Raw genomic sequence first — 21,437 nt, 5'->3', positions numbered from 1 at the left:
AATAGGCGGCTTGCGGCGCTGCCCCCGCGCGGCTGCGCCCTCAGCCTCGTTCGTGGAAATGATCGTAGATTTTTTGCGCCAGCGCGTCGTTTACGCCTTGGACCACCTTGAGATCGGCCAGATCGGCGCGGGCCACGGCCTTGGCGCTGCCGAAATGGGCCAGAAGCGCGCGTTTGCGTGCGGCGCCCACACCCGCGATATCGTCCAGCGGCGTGGCGCTGACCGCTTGAGCCCGTTTCGCGCGATGGGCTCCGATGGCGAAACGATGGGCTTCATCGCGCAGACGCTGGATGAAATAGAGCACCGGATCATTGCGCGGCAAGGCCATGACCGGCTGGCCGGGGCGGTGGAATTCCTCTTTGCCCTGATCGCGGTCGATGCCCTTGGCCACGCCGATAAAGGGCAGATCGTCGATGCCCAGATCATCCATGATCTGCTTGACCGCCGAAACCTGTCCGGCGCCGCCGTCGATCAACAACAGATCGGGCCAGGCTTCGGTCGCGCGGTCGGGGTCTTGCTGGATCAGGCGCTGAAAACGGCGCGTCAGAACCTCGCGCATCATGCCGAAATCATCGCCGGGCGTCAGATCGGTGCCGCGGATGTTGAACTTGCGGTATTGCGATTTCAAGAAGCCGTCAGGGCCCGCGACGATCATCGCGCCGACGGCATGGGCGCCCTGGATATGCGAGTTGTCATAGACCTCGACGCGTTTGGGTGGTCCATCAAGATCAAGGGCATCGGCCAGCCCGGCCAGAAGTTTGGATTGTGCCTGACCCTCGGCCATGCGGCGGGCAAGGCTTTCGCGGGCATTTCTGAGCGCGCCATCGATCAATTCCGCCTTTTCACCGCGCTGGGGCACAAGGATCTCGACCTTGCGGCCCAGTTTCTGGCTGAGCGCATCGGTCATCAGATCGGCGTTTTCGATCGGATGGCTCAGGATCAGCTGTGGCGGCGGATCCTTCTGGTCATAGAACTGACCCAGGAACGCCTCGAGCACCTCGGGCGGGTCGATGTCGGGGCCGACACGGGGATAATAATCCTTGTTGCCCCAGTTCTGATTGGCCCGGATGAAAAACACCTGAACGCAAGCCTGACCCCCCTCCATATGGAGCGCGATCACATCGGCTTCGCGCACGCCGCGCGGGTTGATGCCCTGGACCGATTGCACATTGGTCAGTGCGCGGATGCGGTCGCGCAGCGCCGCGGCGCGTTCGAATTCCATCGCCTCGGAGGCTTGCGCCATCTGGGCGGCAAGCTGGGCCTGCAATCGGGTGCTGTCACCCTTGAGAAAGCGCATCGCATCGGCAACGGAGGCTGCGTAATCCTCGGCGCTGATCTGGCCCGTGCAGGGCGCCGAACAGCGCTTGATCTGATACAAAAGGCAGGGCCGGGTGCGGCTTTCAAAAGTTGCATCGGTGCAGTTGCGCAACAAGAACACTCGCTGAAGCTGGTTCAAGCTGCGATTGACGGCGCCCGCGCTGGCGAAGGGGCCGAAATAATCGCCCTTTTCCGTCTTGGCGCCGCGGTGCTTTTTGATCTGGGGATAGGCATGGGTGCGGCTGACAAGGATGTTGGGAAACGACTTGTCGTCGCGCAACAGCACGTTGTAGCGCGGCTTGAGCTGCTTGATGAGGTTCTGTTCCAGAAGCAGCGCCTCGGTTTCCGTCCGCGTGGTCAGAAACATCATCGAGGCGGTTTCGCGGATCATGCGCGCGATCCGCGGACTATGGCCGTTGGGATTGGCATAATTGGCGACCCGCTTTTTCAGCGCGCGGGCCTTGCCGACATAAAGCACCCGGCTTTGCACATCGAGCATGCGATAGACACCCGGCGAATTGTCGAGCGTGCGGAGGTAGGATTGGACCAGCTCATGGCCCGTTTGAGCGCTGTTTTCGGGTATCTCTGACATCTCGGCGCGGGCTTTCGCGATTCCCATTCTGGCTGCAACGGAAACAAGGGCTTTTCAAGGGGTGAGCTTTCCACGGAATCTGTGGATAAGACTGAGGAGAAAACTGTGGCCGGGGCAAATTTTCCTTTTCACAAGGCAGCTTCTACGGTTTGCCTAAATTTTAAGCATATAATCAAGATACTGTTTTTAAACAAAATATCTTTCGAAATTTGGGCAGGTCACTGTGCTGTCACAGCAGCTTCACAAGAGCGTCACACAAACGAGCGTGGTGGAAAAGTTACCTGCGCGCAATTATCCAAGCTTATTCAACGCCCAGAACGTCTGGCGTTTGCCAGCCAAGATGCTGGCCGCCATCGACGCAGAGCAACTGCCCCGTCACGGCCCGTGCGCCGAGCAAATAGCGCAGCGCGTCACAGATCCCTGTCAGATCGGCGCCACGCCCCAAAATGGTCGCCGCACGCTGACCGGCGAAATGTTCGGCCGATTGGCGCGCGCCCTGCAACGTGGGGCCGGGCCCTATGGCATTGACCCGCACGCGTGGCGCCAAGGCCTGTGCCGATGTACGCGTCAGGGCCCAAAGCCCCATCTTGGCGATGGTGTAGGTCATGAATTCGGGGGTCAGCTTGTGGACCCGCTGATCGATCATGTTGACGACAAGACCCTGAGCCACCGGTTCGCCAAGATCATCCGTGACGGGGTCGGGCACCTGTGCGGCCAAGGCCTGGGTCAGCACGAAGGGCGCGCGCAGGTTGGATTCCAAATGCCGGTCCCAACTGTTGCGGGTGGCGCTGGCCAGCGTGTCATACTCAAAGATCGAGGCATTGTTGACCAGGACCGTGATCGGCGCGCCCAATGCCGCCGCCGCACGCGGCACCAGCGCCTGCATCTGATCCTCGACGATCAGATCGGCCTGCAAGGTGACGGCCCGCACGCCCAGCGCGCGGATGTCTTGGGCGGTGGCCTCGGCCTCGGCCATGCTGCCGGAATAATGCACCGCCACATCATGACCCGCCCGCGCCAGTTCCAGCGCCATCGCACGGCCAAGACGGCGCGCGGCGCCGGTCACAAGTGCTGTCATCGATCGGACCTCATGGTGTGAACATCACGGTTGCGCGCAGATAGGGCAAATCGCCCGTCGGGCAAAGCGGGCCCCGCGATCAGCCCGCATTGCCCCGGCACTTGCTGCAAGGGCCGCCGCGCAGATTGTAGCGCCCGCAATCGGGACAGAGCCTTGGCTTGGGAAGACCGCCGCCGCGGCCCTTGCCGCCCTTGCCCGGCCAGCGCAAGCGGCCGAACATGGCCAGAACCGCCATGAAGACCAGAAACAGGGTGATGATCTTGAGCATCAGTTGACCCCGTAGCGCGACCAAAGCGCGCGATCCTCGATCCCGGCGGTAATCTCGGCGGTCAGACTGGCACCGAAACGCTGGAAAAGCCCGCGCTTTGGCCCGAAATGCTGCACACGCACCTTGTCGCCATAGAGCGTCTTGAGCTTGGGCGCGATATGCGCGACGCCATCGGCCAGACCAAGTTCGACCGCGCGGCCCCCGGCCCAGAATCGGCCGGTGAACAGGTCTTCGTCGGGGCGGAGCCGATCACCGCGCCGCGTGCTGACATGGGCAATGAAGGCACGGTGGATCTGATCCTGAATCTCGCGCAGGCGGGCAATGTCGTCGGGGTTCTCGGGCCGAAAGGGATCAAGCAGCGATTTGTTCGCACCCGCCGTATAGACACGACGCTCGATCCCGATGCGGGCGATGGCATCGGAAAACCCGAAGCCTGCCGAAATCACCCCGATCGACCCAAGGATCGAGCTGTCATCGACCCAGATGTCATCGGCGGCACAGGCCAGCCAATAGCCACCCGAAGCGGCCACATCCTCGACAAAGGCGTGGACGGGAATTTTCTTGTCCTCGGCCAGCCGCCGGATGCGCGCGGCGATCAAGGCCGATTGAACGGGGCTTCCACCCGGTGAATTCAGCACCAGCGCCACGGCTGTGGGCTTGCCCTTGGCAAAGGCGCGCTCGATGGCGGGGGCGAGCGCGTGATCGCTGAGCGTGCCACCACGCGCAGAGGCGGCGATCACCCCCGACAGGCGGATCACCGAGACAAGCGGGCCCTTGGGAAAGAACGGGATGAAACGCTTCATGCAACGGCATGTAGAGCTTGGGTCGACGGGGAACAAGGCGCTTGAGAATTCATTGCGCCGACTGCGTCGTCGCCCGGGCGCGCGCCGCTTGCGCGGCGCGGGGGGGGCGCCGCCCCCCGGGCCATGCTTCCAACGCGCACGATCAGGGCAAAGATCACTGTGCGGTCCAGCCCCCATCAACCGGGATCGCCGCGCCGGTCAGATTATGGGCCAAAGGCGCGCAGAGCCAAAGCGCCAGCGCGGCGATTTCCGCAGGCGCCGACATGCGCAAAGAGGGCTGTTTGGCCGACAGGAGATCGGCCACAGCCGCGTCGCGATCCCCGCCATGAGCGACAGCGCGGGCGGCAATCTGGGGGTCAAGGATCGCGGTTTCGGTCCAGCCGGGGCAGATGCAATTGACGGTGACGCCGCCCTTTGCCGGATCGCCCGCCGCGGCGTATTCAAGTGCGGCGACCTTGGACAGGCCGATCAGACCATGCTTGGCCGCGACATAGGGGGCCTTGTGCACTGACGCGACAAGACCATGGACCGAGGCGATGTTGATCACCCGCCCATAGCCGCGCGCGGCCATCAGGGGAAGTGCTGCCTGCATGGTGTGGAAGGCGGCCGATAGATTGACGGCCAGAATATCGTCCCAGGCGACACGCGGCATTTCGGCAAGGGGGCCCGTTTGCTGGATACCCGCGTTGTTGACAAGAATATCGACCCCGCCCCAAGCGGCGACGGCATCCATCAATTCGGCGATGCGGTCAGGGTTGCGCAGATTGCCCGCGAAAAACTCGGCCTGTGGGCTGCCGGATTTGCGCAGATGGGTGCAGGTCTCGTGGATCTGGGCGTCGCCGGCAAGGCCGTGAACCGCAATGCGCGCGCCCGCCCGCGCCAGCGCCTCGGCGATGGCAAGACCGATGCCTTGAACCGATCCGGTGACAAGCGCGGTTTTCCCCGAAAGCTCGGTCATCGCATCTCCTCCAGCTGTTGGCGCAAGACGGTCTTGAGAACCTTGCCGTAATTGTTGCGCGGCAGATCGGCGATCTGGATATAGGCCTTGGGCCGCTTGAAACGCGCCATCTGTGCAAGGATATGGGCATCGAGCGCGGCCGTATCCAGCCCCGCGCCCGGGGCGGGCACGATGAAGGCCACCACCTCTTCGCCCCAGTCGGCCGAAGGGCGGCCCACCACCGCCACAGCATCGACCGAGGGGTGGGTCAGCAACAGCTCTTCGATCTCGCGGGGGTAGATGTTGGTACCGCCCGAGATGATCACATCCTTGGACCGGTCCACCAGGGTCAGATAGCCGTCGGCGTCAAGATGGCCGATATCGCCGGTCATCAGCCAGCCGTCACGCAGGGTTCTGGCGGTGGCTTCGGGGTTTTGCCAATAGCCGGGCATGACCGGGGCGCCGCGCACCATGATTTCGCCTGTCTGGCCTGCGGCAAGCGGCTGGCCCGTGGCATCCACGACGGCGATCTCGACCGCGCTTTGGGCGCGCCCGACCGAGGCAAGACGCTCGCGCCAGCGCGGCTGGGTGCGATCCGCGATATCGGCGCGCGCAAGGGCCGTGATTGCCATGGGGCATTCGCCTTGTCCGTAGATCTGCACAAAGCGGGGGCCGAACCAATCGACCGCTGCTTCGATATCGGCGCGATACATCGGGCCACCGCCATAGATGATGGTCTTGATCCCCGCGCCGCGCTGCCCCGCGGCTTTGGCCGCATCGGTCACACGCTTGAGCATGGTGGGCGCCATGAACAGGGAGGTCGGGCCATGGGCGGCCGACAGCGCCAGAACCTCGGCCGGATCAAAACCACCCGAGGGCGGCACCATGTGGCGCGCACCCATACGCACATGGATCGGTGCATAAAGCCCTGCGCCGTGGCTCATCGGGGCGGCATAGAGCGCGGCATCGTCGCATGCGACCGGGTCGACATCCATGGGATAGCACAGCGATGTGGCGGCAAGCATGCCATGCGTGATCTGCACCCCCTTGGGCCGCCCTGTGGTGCCCGAAGTATAAAACAGCCATGCCAGATCGCCGGGCGCACGGTCGCAGATCGGCGCGGCCGGACCGATCGTCATCGCCGCAAAATCAGGCCCGTCCAGCGCGGTGACCGGCAGGGTGCTTTCGGCGCGCAACCCTGCAATCAGATCAGTGCTGGCCAAGACATGGGCCGAACCGCTGTTTTGCACTATGAAATGCGCCTCGCGCGGGTGCAGCTTGGCGTTGATCGGCACGGCGGCCGCGCCCATGATCCAGATGCCATAAAGCGCCACCAGATAATCGGGGCTGTTGGTCGCGAACAGCGCCACCCGGTCATCGGGGGCAATGCCCTGTTCGGTCAAGGATCGCGCCAGCGCACCCGCGCGGGCATGGAATGTGGCATAATCGGCCAAGACCTGCCCGCCGCGCATCAGGGCAGGGTTGCCGCCCGAGGACCGGGCGGTGCGGGCCAGCCAATGGGCGATGTTCATGATGTCCTCCGCGCAAAGCTGGCGGGGAGTGTTTCGCCATTGTGACAGACTGGCAAGGGGGGGGAGTGCTGGCGTTGCGATGTTCAAGGGCATGGCCCTTGCGCCGGTCCCGCGCGGCGATGGTGCCCCAACTCGCTCAGATGGCCAAACCCGCGAGCGCCAGTGCGGACTGTGCGGCGCCATGGTGGGCCTTGGGCAAGATGTCGAGAAACCGCCCACGGATGCCCGGCCACTGTGGCGCGGCTTCCAGAAACCGGAACCGGTGATAATGCAGGATATGGGCATCGGGTGTGCGCAAGATGTCCCGGCCGCGATAGGACAGACCGTAGTTCCAGCTTTCGTCCAGCACATGGGCGCGATAGCCAAACCGCGCCACGGTCAGCGGCAGGGTGATCTGGTCAAGCCATGGCCGCTTGCCCGCGATCTTGCAGCGGTGATCGAAATCCAGCGCGGTTTCCAGCCAATGCGTGGCAAAGCGTTTGCCATCGGCTTGCGGGGCTTCGGGCATAGCCACAAGCCCCGCGTTGAAATAGGGCAGATGTTCGGGCCTTTGGCCGCGCAACAGCCGCACACGGTCGGCGGGCACCGGCAGGCCGAAATGCGCATAAGCCCGCGCCCAGCGGTCTTCGGGACCCCATGTGGGGCGGCCTTCGGGGGCGGCTGCCACATGGCTGTCGGACAGGGCAGCCAGATCCGTCAGCGGCTTGAGGCAAACCATATCCGTATCCAGAAAGATCGACCGCCCCGGCCCGCGCCAATCGGTTGCGGCCACGATCTTGTTGCCATGCGGATAGGGTTTCGCCCAAGCTGCTGGCGCGGGCAGCGGGCGCAGTTCGACGCGTGCCGCGCGATAGACCGCGCGCGTTACCGGGCCGATCCGAGGCAGCCATTCCGGGCTTGCATAGGCGTAAAGATGGACATCGGCCTGCCCCGCATGGGCATGGGCAAGGCTTGCCGCCAAGATCCAGGATTGCACCTCGAGCCGCTCTCCATCGGCAACGAAGAAGATATGTGTCTTGCCCATGTCGGCCCGATCCTTTGCCCAGCGCTTTGCGCGAAAGATGAACGCAAAGCGTGAGGCTGGCCAGATCAGACCTCCAGATCGGCGACGAAAATCCCGTCATGGCCGCCCTTGCAGGCCGCCACCAGCATGGCACCCGCACGGATATGGTCGGGATGGGCCTCATAGGCCAGATGCGCGGCGCGGTCGGTGAAGCAAACCGAAAAGCCATAGGCAAAGCGGGCCGATTTGCCCTCGAAATCGCGGTTGGGGCCATGGGCGAAACCCGACGCCCCCGGAAGCGCCGCACAGACAGCGGCAAGGATCGGCATGGCGGCGCCGATCCGGGCCAAGCCTTGCGGGCCGTCGGGTTCCATCAAGACGATATGGTGCAACATGGGCTTACCCTTCGATCAGAATGGCGCGGAAATCATTCACATTGGTCAGTGTCGGGCCGGTCACGACCTGACGATCAATCGTGAAAAAGAATGTATGGGCATCGTTGCACGCCAGCGCATCGGCCGCGTCGATGCCAGCGGCTTTGGCACGGCTCAGCGTATCAGGGCCGATCACCGCGCCCGCCACCTCGGCCGCACCATCCACACCATCGGTGTCACAGGCGATGGCATGGATGCCCGGCGCGCCGTTCAGCGCCAAGGCCAGCGCCAAGGCATATTCGGCATTGGGCCCGCCCACACCATTCCCCCTGCGGGTCACGGTCAGCTCACCCCCCGACAGGATCAGGCGCGGGCCCTTGGCCGCAAGGGCAAGGGCTGCGTGCCGGGCGGCCACCTCGCGCGCTTCGCCCTCGATCGCATCGCCCAGAATCTCGACCGGGTAGCCATGCGCACGCGCCAGATCGGCTGCGGCGGCCAGCGATTGCGCGGGCGCGGCATAGATCACGTTTTCGACCCGCGACAATCGCGGATCATCGGGTAGAACCGGGTCGCCGCCCGCCGCCAGATAAGCCGTGATCGAGGGTGGCGGCTCAACGCCCCAGGCCGCAAGCGACGCAAGCGCGCGTGCCGCATCGCCGCGATGGCCCACCGTCGGCCCCGAGGCGATATCGCCCGGATCATCGCCCGGCACATCGGAGATCATCAGCGCCAGCATCCGCGCCGGATAGGCCGCCGCCGCCAGACGCCCGCCCTTGACGGCCGATATTTCCTTGCGGATCGCGTTCATTACACCGATGGGCGCCCCCGAGGCCAGCAAGGCCTGGGTCAGCGCCTGTTTCTCGGCCAATGTGATGTCACCCGCCGGGGCGCACAACAGCGCAGACCCCCCGCCCGAGATCAGCGCAAGGATGAAATCCCCCGCGCCACAGCCCGCCACCAGATCAAGCATGCGGCGCGTCGCGGCCACGCCCGCCGCGTCGGGAACGGGGTGCGCGGCCTCGACGATCTCGATGCCCTTGCAGGGGCGCGCGTACCCATAACGCGTGATCACCAACCCGTCGCAGGGGCCCCATGCCGCCTCGACCGCTTCGGCCATGCGCGCGCTGGCCTTGCCCGCGCCGACCACCACAATGCGACCCGACGGCCGGGGCGGCAAGGCCGCCGCAAGGCTTTGCATCGGATCGGCCACGGCAACGGCGCGATCAAACAGGGCCCGCAGGAAATCTGAAACTGTCATGCATGCCTGCCATGGTTTGTGGCGCGCGATGCCGGGCATCGCCCGCCCGCGCGCGAAAGCGTCAATCCGGCCCCACCGGGGGTGTGCCATGGGTGTGAAAGGTCTCGATGGTTTTCAGGCCCCATGCCTGACCCTTTTTGCGCTCGGTCTCGGTCCAGACCACGGGGGCATGGTCGGGCGCCAGGATCAGCCGCGCGCCGGCATTCGCCAATTCGATCCGGTTGCCGGCAGGTTCCCAGACATACAGGAAAAACGTGCCCTGAATCGCATGCTTGTGCGGGCCGGTTTCGATATGCACGCCGTTTTCCAGAAAGATGTCGGCGGCGCGCAGGATATCCTCGCGCTGATCGGTGGCATAGGTGACATGGTGCAGACGCCCGTCGCCGCGGCCATGTTCCTCGGTGCAGGCCAGATCATAGGTCTTGTTGTTCACGGTAAACCAGCAACCGCCCACGCGGCCATTGTCGAGCGCGATCATCTCGGTCACGCGGCTGCCCAGACAGGTTTCCATGAACCGGCGGAACTCGGCCACATCGGTGGCCAACAGGTTCAGGTGGTCGATCCTGCGCGGGCTGGCCCCCTGACCGGTGAACTTCGACGCCATGTTCTTGAGCGCCGGGCGGTCGCCAGCATCGGGTTCGGCGCGGCGCGTGTCGAAATACAGCTCGAAAACATGGCCGAACGGATCCTCGAAGCGAAAGGCGCGGCCATGGCCGGGGTCGTCATCGACCCAGCCATGCGTCTTGTAGCCCGCCGCCGTGATGGCCGCGACCCGGCGCTCCAGCGCCTCGGGGCTTTGCGCGCGGTAGCCGATATGGCCCACCCCGGTCGTGTGATGGCGCGTCAGCTTGAGCGAATGAAACTCGTAATCATCCCACGCCCTGAGCCATGCACTGTTGCCTTGGACCAAAGACAGTTTCAGCCCGAAAATCCGGGTGAAAAAATCGAGGCTGTCCTCGAAACGATCCGTGTAGATCTCCACATGACCCAGATGGGCGACATCCGCCATGGTTTTCCGCTCCCTTGACCCCCGTCGTGATGGCGCGGGCATGGTCGCGACCCGCCGCGGCGCGAAGATGCGCCGGAGTTGTGTCGCTTGCCAAGCCGCAATCGGGATCTTTCCGAAAGGCGGGCTTTCCCGCCGCGTCCATGCTTTGGCCCCCGGACCATCCCCGGCGCGGCGCCTACGTTGCGACGCGGGGCCTTGCGGATGGCGCTACAGGCACTAACCTCCGGGCTGACACACGGAATTCTTGGGGGCAGGGCATGACCAACGACGCAACGCTGGATACCTTGGGCCTGTTGTGTCCCCTGCCCGTGCTCAAGGCGCGCAAGCGGCTGAAATCCATGCAACCGGGGCAGGTGCTGCGCCTTTTGGCCAGCGATCCGGCGGCAATCGTCGATGTGCCGCATTTCTGCGCCGAAAGCGGGCATGAGCTGTTGGGCATCGAAGATGCAGGCGATGGCGCGCGCGCCTATCTCATCCGCCGGACCTGACCCCGAACGACGCATAGGGCAGGTAGCGCACAAGATCGCCCGGCGCGATGGTGCAGGCGGCATCGGGCAATTCCACTAGCCCGCTGGCCCAGCTCAGCCCCGATATCCGGCCCGATCCCTCAGAGGCGAATACCTCGGCCTGTCCGCTGTCGGTCAGGCGCGCGCGCAGATATTCCCGCCGCCCGGCTTTCTTGCGTTTGGAAAAGGCGGCAGGCACGACAAAGCCCTGCGGCTCTGACCAGCCCGCGCCGGACAAAAGCGACAGCGCGGGGCGGGCAAAGACCAGCGCGCACACCAGTGCTGCCACCGGGTTTCCGGGCAGACCGAAGACCGGCACCCCACCCCACAGCGCCAAGGCCAGGGGGCGGCCCGGTTTCACCGCAATCCGCCAGCTCGACAGCGTTCCGCGCGCCCGCAACAGCCGCGAAACATGATCCTCATCCCCCGCCGAGGCCCCCCCCGATGTCAAGACGGCGTCAGCCGATTGGGCCCCCTGATCCAGCCGGGCCGCGATCTGGTCCGCGTCATCGGGCGCATGACCCAGATCGACCGCATCAAACCCCCAGCCCGCCAGCAGGGCCAACAGCATCGGGCGGTTGGCATCAAAGATCTGGTGGGGTGCGGCTTGCCCGGCCGGATCGGCCAGCAATTCATCCCCCGTTGACAAAACCGCCACGCGCAGCCGGCGGTGGGCCTGCACATGGCCCAGCCCCACCGCCGACAACAGCGCCAGATCGGCGGGCGTCAGCACCCGCCCCGCGGGCAGAATGGGGGCACCCTCGGTCACATCTTCGCCCGCCTGACGCGTGTTGATCGCCCGCTTGACCGGGCCGTCAAAGGCCACGATCTGCCCATCGGTGGCGCAATCTTCCTCCAGCACGACGGTATCCACCCCTTGGGGCAAGATCGCGCCGGTCAGGATACGCAGCGCCGCGCCCGGCGGCACCGCACCCTCGAACGGCTGACCAGCCGCGGCGCGACCGGGCAAAAGCGGCAAACGCTGCACGCCATCCCCCGTGGCGGCATGGGCGAACCCATAGCCATCGACCGCCGAATTGGGCCGGGGTGGGTTCGACCGCCGCGCCACGGCGGGGGCGGCCAACACCCGCCCATGGGCATGCGCGACGGAAAGTGCCTCGGTCCCGGTCACGGCATGAAGCCGCGCGCGCAACAGCGCGAGCGCCTTGTCCACCGGCACCCATTCCACCCCCTGCGGCATGGCGAAACAATCATTGCGCAGGCGCGGCGGGGTCAAAGGCGTGGTCATAGCCCCACCTCGGCCCGGATAAAGGCCGCGATCCCCGTGACATCGTCCAGATCGAACCGCGGCAGGCGGGTCTCGAGCGGGCCATCGCTGGCGATGGCGCGGATCGTCGGGTTCGACATTGCCAAAAGTTCACGTCCCGAAGCCTGACGATGGGTTTCGATCTTGGGGTGCGGCGCGGATTTATACCCTTCGATCAAGATCAGGTCGCAAGGATCAAATCGTGCCAGCAATTCGGCCAGGGGCGGCTCCGGCGCGCCGCGCAATTCGGTCATCAAGGCCCAGCGCAGCGGTGAGGCGACGATGACCTGCCCCGCGCCCGCCGCGCGGTGGCGATAGCTGTCGCGGCCGGGGTGGTCGATCTCGGTCGCGTGATGGGCGTGCTTGACGGTCGAAATGCGCAGCCCCTGGCCCACCAATTCGGCCACAAGCCGTTCGGTCAAGGTGGTCTTGCCCGTGTTTTTCCAGCCGGTGACGCCGTAGACCCTCATGCCGCCCTCATCAGCGCTTCAGCGGTCAGGATATCCTCGGGCGTGTTGACGTTGAAGAAGGGATCAAAGGGCGCGCTGTCAAAGACCGCCTGCCCTGCGCCATGGGCATCGGTCCAGATCACGATCTTGCGCAAGCCCCCCACCAAGGCCGCGCGCAGATCATCGCGCAAGGCCACGGGCCAAAGGCCAAAGGTCGGGTGGCGCTGCACGCGGCCCGTCTCGTCCGGGCTGGCCGCCAGACACAGACCCGACGGGCCGGCCCCGGCCCGCAGCCGCGCCACCAGATCGGTCGGAAAGAACGGCGTGTCGGCGGCGGCGGTGACGATGGCCGTGGCGCCAAGGGCTGCCGCCCAATCAAGACCCGCCAGCACACCGGCCAAGGGCCCCGGGTGATCGGCCAGGCTGTCGGGCAGAACCGGCAGACCAAACCCGGCCAACCGTGCGGGATCGCCATTGGCATTGATCGCCAGCCCGCCGCATTGGGGTGCAAGCCGGTCGATCACATGATCGATCAGCCGCCGACCGCCCACCATCCGCAATCCCTTGTCGCCGCCGCCCATCCGTGTGGCGCGCCCGCCCGCAAGGATCACCCCCGGGGGCGCGCTCATGCGTCATCCTCCGCGCCCTTGCGGCGGTTGCGGCGATCCTCGTCGGGCACGGCCGACAGATCGGCGTCGCGGATCAGGCGGCTTTCGCCCGACAGGCAGACAAACCGCTGCCCGCGCATCCGCCCGATCAGCGTCAGGCCAAGCTGGCGGGCGATCTCGACCCCCCAGGCGGTAAAGCCCGAGCGCGAGGCAAGGATGGGAATGCCCATCATCGCCGTCTTGATCACCATTTCCGATGTCAGACGGCCCGTGGTATAAAGGATCTTGTCGCCCGCAGGCACATCATGGTGGCGCATGAAGCCCGCGATCTTGTCCACCGCGTTGTGGCGGCCGACATCCTCCATGTAGACCAAGACCTGATCGCCCTGACACAGCACCGTGCCATGGATCGCGCCCGCGCTGAGATACAGCGACGGCAGCGTGTTGATCTGGCGCGCCAGCGCGTAAAGCCAACTGGTGCGCAGGGGCGCGGGCGGCAGCGTCACGCCCTCCAGCCCCTCCATCATGTCGCCAAAGACCGTACCCACGGCACAGCCCGAGGTGCGGGTCTTTTTCCGGAGCTTGTCCTCATAGCTGGTCTGACGGTCGGTGCGGACCACGACGGTTTCGATCTCTTCGTCATAGTCGATACCGGTCACGGTATCATCGTCGCGCAGCATGCCCTGGTTGCGCAAGAACCCCAGCGCCAGATATTCGGGGTAATCCCCGATGGTCATGGCGGTGACGATTTCCTGACTGTTGAGATAGATGGTCAGCGGCCGTTCTTCGACCACCGACAGCGTGACCTCGGCGCCGGTATGATCATGACCGCTGAGCGCGCGCGTCAGCCGCGTGGCGGTTGGATCGGGCAAAAGGGGCAACTGGGGCAGCATGGATGCTCCTTTACTGGGGTCGTTCAGCTATAGCGCATGCAGCGGGCGGGGCCAGTGCCGATCACCGGCTGGCGCGCTCCAGAAACTCGACCAGCGCCTGCCTGTCGGCCGGATCGGCCACGCGCTGATCGGGCATGCGCGATCCGGGCGTGTAGGCATCGGGGCCAAATTCGAACAGCTCGGCCACGGTGCGCGGGGTCCAGACAATGTCAAGATCGCCAAGCGCGGGCGAAAAGGCATAGCCCGCGACCGAGGCGATGGGGCGGTCGAAAATCCCATGCAGGCTTGGCCCCGCGCGGGAATGGTCCCCCGGTGCCAGCGAATGGCAAATGGCGCAGGCGCGATAGACATCCGCCCCGCGGCTGCCGTCATGAAAGGTGTCGACGGCCGCGGTCAGCCCGCCGCCGATCAGCGTGCCGTCAGCGGTCGCATAGCGGCGGATCGCACCCGTTGCCGCGCCCGCAAACAGCGTGTCCCCACTCAGCGCCAGCGCCCAGACGGGCCCGGTATCGGCGGGAATACCGGCACGAAATTGCAAGCTGTCGGCTGCCAGCATCCAGATGGCCCCATCGACGGCGGCGGCGGCCACGATCGCGGGGGTCGCGGCGATTGCGATCAGGGGCCGATCGCTCAGGAACCGTTCGGGCAAAAGCGCACCATCGGCCGAAAACAGCCGCAGCGAGCCTTCGGCAAAGATGACCGCCAAGCGATCACCCGCCCGCGCAAGACCATTGGGCAGATCGGGCAGGCCCGCGCGCGCCTGTGGCGCAAGCCCCCGATCCCAGCGCGTAAAGCGAAGGTCGGCGCCCACGCTGACAAGATCGCCCGTGGTCAGAAACGCAAGCCCCGAGACCCGACCAGCATGGGCCTGTGTCGCGGCGATTTCGCCCTGATCGGGGTCAAGGATCGCCACCCGCCCATCCCAGAACCCGACCGCAATGCGCCCATCATCGGACGCAACCGCCAGCGCCGAAACCGGCGACACCCCATGGGCTGTCACCAGCGCCGGTTGCTGATCGGTGTCTGCCCATACGGCAACGCGGCCATCCTGCCCGCCGGTCACAAAGCGGCCATCCGACAAGATCGCCACCGCCGTGACATTGCCATCGTGAAACCGCAAGACACGGCGCGCGCTTTGCGCATCCGCCCCCCACAAGATCACGCGGCCATCAAAGCCGCCTGACAACAGCGCGTCTTGTGTGGCAGCCATGGCACTGACCGGCCCGGCATGGCCCGACAGATCCTGTGCCACCGCAGGCCCGGCCAGAAACAGCGCAAGGACCAGCGCAGCACCACGCAGCAGGGTAAAACCCATGGGCACGGATCGGGTGAAGCCAAGGATCAGTAGCTGATCAGGTTCGTGCCGGGCTGATCCACCCGCGCGCCTTCGGTGGCAAAGGCCGAAGACACGGAGGTCTGGAAATTGTCATTCAAGACAAAGGCAGCGCCAGCCGCAAGAACGACGGCAAAGATCACAGAGGCGAGAAAGGCTTTCATGCTAGGGTCTCCTGTCAGGGGCGGCTGGGCTGTGCCAACCGCTGTCGGGGTTCCAACCCGGCCAAGACGGCACGGGCGATCTGTTGATAGATTTGGCCCAACGGTCCGTCGGGATCGCGGGCGGTGATGGGTTGGCCCGCATCAGAGGCGGCGCGCAAATCCATGGTCAGCGGGATGGCCCCAAGAAACGGCACAGACAGCCGCGCGGCTTCGGCCGCTGCGCCGCCTTGGCCAAAGATGGCATGCGCCCCACCACAATCGGGGCAGACAAAATGCGACATGTTCTCGATGATGCCAAGGATCGGCACGTCGACCTTTCGGAACATGGAAATGCCACGCCGGGCATCGATCAGCGACAGATCCTGCGGGGTGGAGACGATCACCGCACCCGACAGCCGCGTGCCTTGGGCCAGCGCCAGTTGCGCATCCCCCGTGCCGGGCGGCATGTCGACCAAAAGCACGTCGAGCGCGCCCCATTCGACATCGGCCATCATCTGCGTGATCGCCGACATGACCATCGGCCCGCGCCAGACCATCGCGGTTTCAGCATCGACCAACAGCCCCATCGACATCGCCTTGAGGCCATAGGCCTGCATCGGCTTGAGCTTGCGACCGATGGCTTGGGGCTTGCCGTGCAAACCCAACAGGGTCGGCAGCGATGGGCCGTAGATATCGGCGTCCAGAACACCGACCGACAGCCGCTGAGCGCGCAGCGCCAGTGCAAGATTGACGGTGGTGGTGGATTTGCCCACCCCGCCCTTGCCCGAAGCGACCGCGATCACATGGCCAACGCTTGCCAGTGGGTCGGGCTTTTCGGTCTTGGGCTTGGGCGCAGACAGATCGGGGGGGGCAGCAGGTCTGGCAGCAGGCGTTTGGCTGGTCAGAACCACAAAGGCGCTGGTCACACCGGGCAGGCGCCGCAGGCGGGTCTCGACCTCGTCGCGCAATGCGGCAAAGGCGGGGGCTTCGTCGGGCGTGATGGTGATCGACAGGTTCACACGCTGGCCATCGATGCGCAGGCCAGAGAGCCGATCCGAGGCCAAAAGCGGCGCGCCATCCGGCAGGTTCAGCCCCTGCAGGGCATCGCGAACCCTTATGTCGCCAATATCGGGCACCTGTCGTCCTTACCTCTGTGACGAAGATCGGCCCGGCGCAGGTTCTATACGCAGGGCCGACCGGGTTTTTTCAGACCGATATCACTCGGCGGGTTGGGTGCGGCCTTTGGATGCCTTGGAGCCCTTTACTTCCTCGACCCAGAGGGAGTGGTGTTCCTTGGCCCAGTTTTCGTCGACCTCGCCCGTACCCATGGCATCGAACGCGCCTTCCATACCGACCGAGCCGATGTAGATGTGGGCGATGATGATCGCCGACAGGACAGCGGCGGTCAGGGCATGGATCGTCTGGAAGAACTGCCAGTCGGCGGGCGTGCCGGCTTCGGCCGGGAACAACAGCATCACACCGGTATAAGACAGCGCGGCACCACCCGCGATGACCGCCCAGAAGATGATCTTTTGGCCGGCGTTGAACTTTTTGGCCGGGGGGTGGACACCCTTTTTGACCAGACCACCACCTTGCTTGAGCCATTCCAGATCAAGCCGGTTGGGAATGTTGTGAACGACCCACAGCAAAAGCACCATCACAAGCGCCACCATGAAGGGCCACGCAAGATAGTTGTGCGCGATCTTGCCCCATGCGCTGAGCGTGCCAAAGGCAGCTTCACCGAGCAGCGGCAAGATGACGGTCTTGCCGATGATCAGGTTGAGACCCGACAGCGCAAGGATGATGAAGGTCGACGCCAGCGTCCAATGCGCGAAGCGCTCGATCGTGTTGAACCGCAAGATCTTGCGGCCCGACAGCCCGCCATCGACCCGGATCTTGCCCCGCAGGACATAGAACAAGGTCAAAAGCGCCACCATTCCGATCACGGCCCAGATCGAAATCTGATGCAGCGTGTCGCCCTGAAGCGCCGCCCAAAGCTTGTTGTCGGGCTTGATCAGGTAGCCCGCGCTTTCATCGGGGATCGTGATGCGACCGGCGACATTGCCGCCCGAACCAAGCGCCTCAAGTAGCGCCCCCTCGTTCACGGATTGCTGGGTCGGGTTGACCTGTGCCTGCGCCGCGGGTGCGGCAAGCATCACGCCAAGCACAAGGCCCAGCGTCATGATCAGGCGAGAGATTGGATTTGCCATCATTGTTTGCCTCACACCGTCACGGTTTCGCCATAGGCCGTCCGCCAGCCCCATGCACCAGAGCCGTAACCACGCGTGATCACGCGCTCACGGTAGATTTCCGCGATGATGTCGCCATCGCCCGCCAGGAGCGATTTGGTCGAACACATCTCGGCGCAGAGCGGCAGCTTGCCTTCGGCCAGACGGTTGGATCCGTATTTGACATATTCCGCTTGGCTCATGTCCGGCTCGGGGCCGCCCGAGCAATAGGTGCATTTGTCCATCTTGCCGCGGGTGCCAAAGTTGGCGGTCTGCGGATACTGGGGTGCCCCAAAGGGACAGGCATAGGCGCAGTAGCCGCAGCCGATGCAGGTGTCCTTGTTGTGCAGAACAACGCCGTCATCGGTGGTATAAAAGCAGCTGACCGGGCACACCGCCGCGCAGGGCGCATCGGTGCAATGCATGCAGGCCATCGAGACCGACCGTTCGCCCGGAAGACCATCATTGATGGTGACGACCCGGCGGCGGTTGATACCCCACGGAACTTCGTGCTCGTTTTTGCAAGCGGTGACGCAGGCGTTGCATTCGATGCAGCGGTCGGCGTCACACAGGAACTTCATGCGTGCCATTCGTGATGTCCTCCCTTACGCCGCAGCGATCTGACAGAGGGTGACTTTGCCCTCATGCATACCCGTCACGGGGTCATAGCCATAGGTTGTGATAACGTTGACGGATTCGCCCAGAACGATCGGGTCGGTGCCCGCAGGGTAGTTGCCCCGCTGGTCGACGCCCTGGAACCAGCCCGCGAAGTGGAAGGGCATGAAGGCCACCCCCGCACCCACACGTTCGGTCACCAGCGCCTTCATCCGCGCCTTCGATCCGCCTTCGGGCCCGGTCACCCAGACCCATCCGCCATCCACGATGCCGCGCGCTGTGGCATCGGCGGGGTTGATCTCGACGAACATGTCTTGCTGCAATTCGGCCAGCCATGGGTTCGACCGGGTTTCGTCGCCGCCGCCCTCGTATTCGACCAGACGGCCCGAGGTCAGGATGATCGGGAACTGTTCGGCCACCTTGTTCTCGACATTCGCCGACTGGATCGTTTGGCCGATGTTCGGCATCCGCTGCTGACGACCATTTTCGCGCGTCGGATACTGTGCAACCAGATCCGGACGGGACGAATAGATCGGCTCGCGGTGGACAGGGATCGGGTCGGGCAGGTTCCACGCAACCGCGCGAGCCTTGCCGTTGCCGAAGGGCACGCAACCATGCTTGAGCGCCACACGCTGGATGCCGCCCGACAGGTCGATGGACCACGACACATTGCCCATCGCTTCGGGGTCATTGCCGCCGATGCGCTGGATGGTGGCCAGCTCCTGGGGGGTCAGGTCGACATCCCAGCCAAGCTGCTGAAGCACCGCATAGGTGAACTGCGGATAGCCACCCTCGATTTCCGATCCCACCGGCCAGCTGCCTTCGGCCAGAAGGGTCTCGCCGTCGCGGTCCAGACCAAAGCGGGGACGGAACGCACCGCCGCCCTCCATCGGGTGCAGATGCGGGTTATAGAGGATATGCGTGCCAGGGTGGCGCAACTCGGGCGTGCCCCAGCAGGGCCAGGGCAGACCGTAGTAATCCCCCTTGATCTCTTCGGGCGCTTCGGGCTTGGCGCGGAGCGTGATCAGGTCGAAATGCGCCTGATTGGCCATATGCGCCTTGAGCCGCTCGGGCGACTGACCGGTGTAGCCGGTGGACCAGCCGCCGCGATTGATCTCGCGCAGGACGGATTCGGGCGTGGGTTCCATGCCGAACTTGCCCTGCACCATCTCGTAGTTCTTGAACATCTGATCGGCAAAGCCAAGGCGCTCTGCCAAGGCATAGATGACCGCATAGTCGCTATCGGATTCAAAGATCGGCTCAACGATCTTTTCGCCCCACTGGACCGAACGGTTGGATGCGGTGCGCGACCCTGAGCATTCGAATTGCGTGCAGATCGGCAACAGATAGGTGTTGTCGGTGCGCGAATGCAGCGCCGCAAACGTCGTCGGGTGTGGGTCAGCCACCACCAGCAGATCCAGCGCATCCATGCCGCGCTGGGCGTCTTGCATCCGAGGCACGGTGTTGCCGCCATGGCCGAACACAAGCATCGCCTTGATGTTGTCTTGCTGGTCGACTTCCTCGGCGTCGAGCGTCACGGCATCGAACCAACGGGTCGAGGTGATGCCGGGCACTTCCATGTTCTGCTCGGGCGTGCGCGCGTCGCGGCCACCTTTGGCAGGAACGGCATCGAAGCGGCCTGCGAAGTAATCATAGGGCACTTCCCAGACGCGCGCCCAGTGCTTCCATGCGCCGGCACCCAGACCATAGTAAAGCGGCAGGTTGCCCACATCGAGACCGAAATCCGTCGCGCCCTGCACGTTGCAATGGCCGCGGAAGATGTTGGCACCGGTGCCTTCGCTGCCCACGTTGCCGGTGGCCAACAGCAAGATGTTGTACATCCGCACATTGGCGGTGCCGACGGTGTGCTGCGTGCCGCCCATGCACCAGATAAAGGTCGAGGGGCGTTCCTTGGCAAATTTCTCGGCCGTGCGGCGCAGCGTGTCACCATCGACGCCCGAGATCTGTTCGACCACTTCGGGCGGATAGGCTTTCACGGCTTCGCGGATCTGGTCCATGCCCCAGACGCGCTGGGCGATGTAGTCCTTGTCTTCCCAGCCGTTCTCGAAGATGTGCCACAGCATCCCGTAGATCACCGCAATGTCGGTGCCCGGGCGGAAGCGCACATATTCGGTGGCATGCGCCGCCGTGCGGGTGAAGCGCGGATCGAAAACGATGACATTCGCGCGCTGGGTTTCCTTGCCCTCAAGGATATGCTGCAACGAGACCGGATGCGCCTCGGCGGCGTTCGAGCCCATGAAGATCACGGTCTTGGCGTTGCGGATGTCGTTGTAGCTGTTGGTCTGTGCGCCATAACCCCAGGTGTTGGCCACGCCCGCCACGGTGGTCGAGTGACAGATGCGCGCCTGATGGTCGACGTTGTTGGTGCCCCAGAAGGCCGCGAATTTGCGGAACAGGTAAGCACCTTCGTTCGAGAATTTGGCCGATCCCAGCAGATACACGGAATCCGCGCCAGACCGGCCACGGATCTCGGTCATCTTGTCGGTGATTTCGGTCAGGGCCTGATCCCAGCTGATGCGCTGCCACTGCCCGCCGACTTTCTTCATCGGGTATTTGATCCGGCGATCCCCATGCACCAGTTCCCGCACCGATGCGCCCTTGGCGCAATGCGTGCCACGGTTGATCGGGCTGCCATAGGCGGGTTCCTGACCGACCCAGACGCCATTCTGAACCTCGGCCTTGACCGTGCAGCCCACCGAACAATGGGTGCAGATGTTGGTGCGGATCTCGATGGGCTGCGACATGTCGGTAAAGCCCGCGGCTTCGACCCGGCGCGTCATGCCCGCGCCCAGCGTGCCCAGTGCGGCAAGGCCGCCGACAGTCAGACCTGACGCGCGCAGAAAGCTGCGGCGGTCAAGGGGGCGGGCCGATACGGCTGCCGCCATTTGTGACAAGCGTCCGGTCGACGCGGTATCACCATTTCTGCGCTTTACGAGCATCAGTTGGTCCCCCGAGGATAATAACGGTTGGTCCGGTAATAGGTTTCGACATGTTCGGTTGCCTGATAGCGGGCACGGGTGCGGTCGTCGCCTGTCTGTTGTGCAAAGGCGGGCGTTGCGCTTCCCGAACCAAGGGCAACGCTTGCCGCTGCGCCGACAGATGCTGTGCCAAGAAATGCACGGCGACTGATCGGTGTCGATTTTTCCTTAGTCATGTCGTTCCCCTTTCTTGCTGCGGACCGGGCCCCGAGATGCCCAAACCGC

Annotated in this window: 20 protein-coding genes and 1 pseudogene; 1 reads left to right on the top strand and 20 read right to left on the bottom strand. The window is 64.6% G+C overall.

Annotated features, from left to right (window positions below; translation table 11 throughout):
- Window positions 1-40 precede the first annotated feature (40 nt).
- The 10 genes and pseudogenes from uvrC to Q0094_RS05155 all read right to left on the bottom strand — a co-directional run bounded on the left by uvrC (window position 41) and on the right by Q0094_RS05155 (window position 10,171).
- Window positions 41-1,909: an excinuclease ABC subunit UvrC gene (uvrC, locus tag Q0094_RS05200; protein WP_297616044.1), complete on the bottom strand. Its 1,869-nt coding sequence runs from the start codon at window positions 1,907-1,909 to the stop codon at window positions 41-43.
- A gap of 301 nt (window positions 1,910-2,210) precedes the next feature.
- A pseudogene (locus tag Q0094_RS05195) lies at window positions 2,211-2,990 on the bottom strand (SDR family oxidoreductase); the annotation flags it as partial.
- A 76-nt stretch (window positions 2,991-3,066) separates the two neighbouring features.
- Complete coding sequence (locus tag Q0094_RS05190; RefSeq protein WP_366940222.1) at window positions 3,067-3,255, bottom strand: hypothetical protein; 189 nt, start codon at window positions 3,253-3,255, stop codon at window positions 3,067-3,069.
- The gene (locus Q0094_RS05185) at window positions 3,255-4,058 is read right to left on the bottom strand and encodes a S49 family peptidase (protein ID WP_297615965.1); all 804 of its coding nucleotides are present in this window, start codon (window positions 4,056-4,058) and stop codon (window positions 3,255-3,257) included. Before Q0094_RS05185 ends, Q0094_RS05190 begins: the two co-directional genes overlap by 1 nt.
- 154 nt (window positions 4,059-4,212) lie before the next feature.
- Complete coding sequence (locus tag Q0094_RS05180) at window positions 4,213-5,016, bottom strand: 3-hydroxybutyrate dehydrogenase (protein ID WP_297615963.1); 804 nt, start codon at window positions 5,014-5,016, stop codon at window positions 4,213-4,215.
- Window positions 5,013-6,527: an AMP-binding protein gene (locus Q0094_RS05175; protein ID WP_297615961.1), complete on the bottom strand. Its 1,515-nt coding sequence runs from the start codon at window positions 6,525-6,527 to the stop codon at window positions 5,013-5,015. Before Q0094_RS05175 ends, Q0094_RS05180 begins: the two co-directional genes overlap by 4 nt.
- Window positions 6,528-6,663: 136 nt before the next feature.
- Window positions 6,664-7,551, bottom strand: a complete 888-nt coding sequence (locus Q0094_RS05170) for a hypothetical protein (protein ID WP_297615959.1) — start codon at window positions 7,549-7,551, stop codon at window positions 6,664-6,666.
- A 65-nt stretch (window positions 7,552-7,616) separates the two neighbouring features.
- Complete coding sequence (locus Q0094_RS05165) at window positions 7,617-7,925, bottom strand: Dabb family protein (protein ID WP_297615957.1); 309 nt, start codon at window positions 7,923-7,925, stop codon at window positions 7,617-7,619.
- A 4-nt stretch (window positions 7,926-7,929) separates the two neighbouring features.
- A complete protein-coding gene (locus Q0094_RS05160; protein ID WP_297615955.1) occupies window positions 7,930-9,162 on the bottom strand; it encodes a glycerate kinase in 1,233 nt (410 codons plus the stop codon).
- A 61-nt stretch (window positions 9,163-9,223) separates the two neighbouring features.
- The gene (locus tag Q0094_RS05155; protein ID WP_297615953.1) at window positions 9,224-10,171 is read right to left on the bottom strand and encodes a VOC family protein; all 948 of its coding nucleotides are present in this window, start codon (window positions 10,169-10,171) and stop codon (window positions 9,224-9,226) included.
- A 257-nt stretch (window positions 10,172-10,428) separates the two neighbouring features.
- Here Q0094_RS05155 and Q0094_RS05150 point away from each other — a divergent pair, with 257 nt between their 5' ends.
- On the top strand, window positions 10,429-10,659 hold the full coding sequence (locus Q0094_RS05150; RefSeq protein WP_297615951.1) for a sulfurtransferase TusA family protein: 231 nt from the start codon (window positions 10,429-10,431) through the stop codon (window positions 10,657-10,659).
- Here the strand turns inward: Q0094_RS05150 and Q0094_RS05145 are convergent.
- From Q0094_RS05145 to Q0094_RS05100, 10 genes are all read right to left on the bottom strand, one after another.
- Window positions 10,643-11,926: a molybdopterin-binding protein gene (locus tag Q0094_RS05145; RefSeq protein ID WP_297615949.1), complete on the bottom strand. Its 1,284-nt coding sequence runs from the start codon at window positions 11,924-11,926 to the stop codon at window positions 10,643-10,645. The genes Q0094_RS05150 and Q0094_RS05145 overlap by 17 nt on opposite strands.
- On the bottom strand, window positions 11,923-12,414 hold the full coding sequence (gene mobB, locus Q0094_RS05140) for a molybdopterin-guanine dinucleotide biosynthesis protein B (RefSeq protein ID WP_297615947.1): 492 nt from the start codon (window positions 12,412-12,414) through the stop codon (window positions 11,923-11,925). Before mobB ends, Q0094_RS05145 begins: the two co-directional genes overlap by 4 nt.
- Window positions 12,411-13,022: a molybdenum cofactor guanylyltransferase MobA gene (mobA, locus tag Q0094_RS05135; protein WP_297615944.1), complete on the bottom strand. Its 612-nt coding sequence runs from the start codon at window positions 13,020-13,022 to the stop codon at window positions 12,411-12,413. The genes mobB and mobA overlap by 4 nt, the downstream gene beginning before the upstream one ends.
- Complete coding sequence (locus tag Q0094_RS05130) at window positions 13,019-13,894, bottom strand: formate dehydrogenase accessory sulfurtransferase FdhD (RefSeq protein ID WP_297615942.1); 876 nt, start codon at window positions 13,892-13,894, stop codon at window positions 13,019-13,021. The genes mobA and Q0094_RS05130 overlap by 4 nt, the downstream gene beginning before the upstream one ends.
- Window positions 13,895-13,955: 61 nt before the next feature.
- Complete coding sequence (locus Q0094_RS05125; protein ID WP_297615940.1) at window positions 13,956-15,209, bottom strand: c-type cytochrome; 1,254 nt, start codon at window positions 15,207-15,209, stop codon at window positions 13,956-13,958.
- Between the two features lie 26 nt (window positions 15,210-15,235).
- Window positions 15,236-15,391, bottom strand: coding sequence for a hypothetical protein (locus Q0094_RS05120; RefSeq protein ID WP_297615938.1), 156 nt, complete (start codon window positions 15,389-15,391; stop codon window positions 15,236-15,238).
- A gap of 14 nt (window positions 15,392-15,405) precedes the next feature.
- The gene (locus Q0094_RS05115) at window positions 15,406-16,506 is read right to left on the bottom strand and encodes an Mrp/NBP35 family ATP-binding protein (protein ID WP_297615936.1); all 1,101 of its coding nucleotides are present in this window, start codon (window positions 16,504-16,506) and stop codon (window positions 15,406-15,408) included.
- Window positions 16,507-16,587: 81 nt separating this feature from the next.
- Window positions 16,588-17,580 carry a formate dehydrogenase subunit gamma gene (locus tag Q0094_RS05110; RefSeq protein WP_297615934.1) on the bottom strand — a complete coding sequence of 331 codons (993 nt, stop codon included), beginning with the start codon at window positions 17,578-17,580 and terminating at the stop codon, window positions 16,588-16,590.
- Between the two features lie 11 nt (window positions 17,581-17,591).
- On the bottom strand, window positions 17,592-18,188 hold the full coding sequence (fdh3B, locus tag Q0094_RS05105; RefSeq protein ID WP_213686101.1) for a formate dehydrogenase FDH3 subunit beta: 597 nt from the start codon (window positions 18,186-18,188) through the stop codon (window positions 17,592-17,594).
- Between the two features lie 15 nt (window positions 18,189-18,203).
- Window positions 18,204-21,173 (bottom strand): formate dehydrogenase subunit alpha, encoded by a 2,970-nt coding sequence (locus Q0094_RS05100; protein WP_297615929.1) that lies wholly within the window; start codon window positions 21,171-21,173, stop codon window positions 18,204-18,206.
- Window positions 21,174-21,437: the final 264 nt, after the last annotated feature.

The sequence above is a fragment of the uncultured Roseicyclus sp. genome, assembly GCF_937892565.1.
In the GTDB taxonomy this organism is placed as follows: domain Bacteria; phylum Pseudomonadota; class Alphaproteobacteria; order Rhodobacterales; family Rhodobacteraceae; genus Roseicyclus.
The sequence above is the reverse complement of the archived record's forward strand: the minus strand, read 5'-3'. Positions and strand labels throughout refer to the sequence as shown.